This window comes from Acinetobacter sp. YH01019 (assembly GCF_013420285.1).
GTDB lineage: Bacteria > Pseudomonadota > Gammaproteobacteria > Pseudomonadales > Moraxellaceae > Acinetobacter > Acinetobacter gandensis.
In genome coordinates this window covers 1-1,904 of record NZ_VOYM01000169.1, presented here as the reverse complement: position 1 = coordinate 1,904, position 1,904 = coordinate 1, and the positions used below count along the sequence as shown (strand labels likewise).

Sequence of the window (1,904 nt, the reverse complement as noted above, 5' to 3'; positions counted from 1 at the left end):
GTACACGGTGCACTGGGTTATGTATCGCCTTTTGAGTTTGAAGCAATGTACTATGATAAGATTAATCCGTTAGGTCAGGTGGCCTAACTTAAATAAAAAAGTCTCCGACAAACCCGGTACGGTTCAAAATGTATTATTCAAACTAATTGGGCCTATACGAGTAATGCAGATATAGAAAGCTATAATCGTTTCTTAGAAAAAGAAGCAGTTGATAATTTTATTCATCATATTGAAGTTTTGAGACCCAAAGTAATTTTATTTATGGGTAGTAAGCTTATTAATTTTCTGAGAAATATAGATGTTTGGGATAGGTTTACTGCTATTGTTGGTCCAGAAATAGAACCCTTAAAAATGGTACAAAAAACAGATTTTGATGGTACTCGATTTAAAGTTTACTTTGATAATTTTGAACAATGCCAAGTTGTGTGCTTACCACACCCATCTAGTAGTAGAGGTCTATCTGATGAATATATCAAATTATTTGAACCAGAATTAGGAACAATCATTACTGAATATAAGAAACAAAAGGGTATTCTATAAAACTAATTATGAAAAAAGTCCATCTCATCCAAGCAGATATAACAGCTTTTGCTGTACATGCCATCGTTAACTCAGCAAATAAATCTTTGCTTGGTGGTGGTGGACTTGATTATGTGATTCATAAAAAAGCTGGACCATTGATGAAAGAAGAATGTGTTCGTCTAAATCAAGAAAAAGGTATATGCCCTACAGGTCAAGCAGAAGTAACAACAGCAGGTAATCTGCCTGCTAAATACCTTATTCATGCGGTTGGACCACGATGGTTAGATGGCGAACACAATGAGCCACAATTGCTTTGTGATGCTTATAGTAATGCACTATTCAAAGCTAATGAAATTCATGCACTCACTGTTTCTTTTCCATGTATTAGTACAGGTGTTTATGGTTTTCCACCTCAAAAGGCGGCTGAAATTGCGATTGGCACCATACTCTCTATGTTGCCTCAATATGATCATGTTGCAGAAGTATTTTTTATCTGCCGAGAGGATGAAAATTATTTAATTTATAAGAATCTTTTATCGAATATCGATGATCCAAATATTCAGATTCTGATTTCTTAGTTTAAATTATCGAAAGCTCGTATAAGAATTCAGCCACAATTTTGGCTAATAATTCATGTTCTTCTTGTGATTCAACAATATCGACCATCAAATCATCTAAACCTGTTTGTTCCTGAATGGTAACACCTTGAATTTCTAGATAAGTCAGCATTACAGCTAAACCAGTTCTTTTATTACCATCAACAAAAGCATGACCTTTTGAGATAGCAATACCAAACCATGCTGCGATCTCAAAAATGTCGCTTACATTGCTGTAATACATCTGCTGATCTATACGGCTTAATACGCTTTCTAGCTTTTCAATATGACAGCCTGTTCGCCCCACGCCAGTTTGTAATAGGATCTCATCATGTACAGCGATCACGAATGTTGAGCTAATCAAACTCATTTATAAGCAAGCTCTTGAAGTTCTGCTTTATGCTGCTTAATAACTCGTTTAGCACTGTGCATCACAACACGTTTTGTTGCTTCATCATTGCTAAATTGAATTGGTAATACTTGACCTGAAACCTTTTGGCGATTTGAAACTTGATCAAGGCTATAGTCTTTTAAGCGTTTTCTCATATTCATAGCTCCATTAATAGAGATGTCTATTTTAGCTCAAATTTTACAATTAGGTGCGATAGTGAGGATCTTTTCTAGGAATAGCTGACTCAGAGTCTATATCAAAGAAATCATGAACCGTACCGGGTTTGTCGGAGACTTTTTTATTTAAGTTAGGCCACCTGACCTAACGGATTAATCTTATCATAGTACATTGCTTCAAACTCAAAAGGCGATACATAACCCAGTGCACCGTGTACA

Annotated in this window: 4 protein-coding genes; 2 read left to right on the top strand and 2 right to left on the bottom strand. The window is 35.5% G+C overall.

What is annotated here, in order from left to right; genetic code table 11:
• Positions 1–261 precede the first annotated feature (261 nt).
• Positions 262–540, top strand: coding sequence for a hypothetical protein (locus tag FTT84_RS17685; protein ID WP_254631145.1), 279 nt, complete (start codon positions 262–264; stop codon positions 538–540).
• Positions 541–548: 8 nt separating this feature from the next.
• Positions 549–1,100 (top strand): macro domain-containing protein, encoded by a 552-nt coding sequence (locus FTT84_RS17680; RefSeq protein WP_180082020.1) that lies wholly within the window; start codon positions 549–551, stop codon positions 1,098–1,100.
• 1 nt (position 1,101) lies between these two features.
• Here FTT84_RS17680 and FTT84_RS17675 read toward each other — a convergent pair whose 3' ends face one another.
• On the bottom strand, positions 1,102–1,488 hold the full coding sequence (locus FTT84_RS17675; RefSeq protein ID WP_004769969.1) for a type II toxin-antitoxin system death-on-curing family toxin: 387 nt from the start codon (positions 1,486–1,488) through the stop codon (positions 1,102–1,104).
• On the bottom strand, positions 1,485–1,664 hold the full coding sequence (locus FTT84_RS17670) for a hypothetical protein (RefSeq protein WP_016658770.1): 180 nt from the start codon (positions 1,662–1,664) through the stop codon (positions 1,485–1,487). The genes FTT84_RS17675 and FTT84_RS17670 overlap by 4 nt, the downstream gene beginning before the upstream one ends.
• Between the last annotated feature and the right edge of the window lie 240 nt (positions 1,665–1,904).

Bases quoted from the DNA above. Each gene is read 5' to 3' on its own strand.
- FTT84_RS17685 (WP_254631145.1), top strand. From the start codon at position 262: ATGGGTAGTAAGCTTATTAATTTTCTGAGAAATATAGATGTTTGGGAT.
- FTT84_RS17680 (WP_180082020.1), top strand. From the start codon at position 549: ATGAAAAAAGTCCATCTCATCCAAGCAGATATAACAGCTTTTGCTGTA.
- FTT84_RS17675 (WP_004769969.1), bottom strand. From the start codon at position 1,488: ATGAGTTTGATTAGCTCAACATTCGTGATCGCTGTACATGATGAGATC.
- FTT84_RS17670 (WP_016658770.1), bottom strand. From the start codon at position 1,664: ATGAGAAAACGCTTAAAAGACTATAGCCTTGATCAAGTTTCAAATCGC.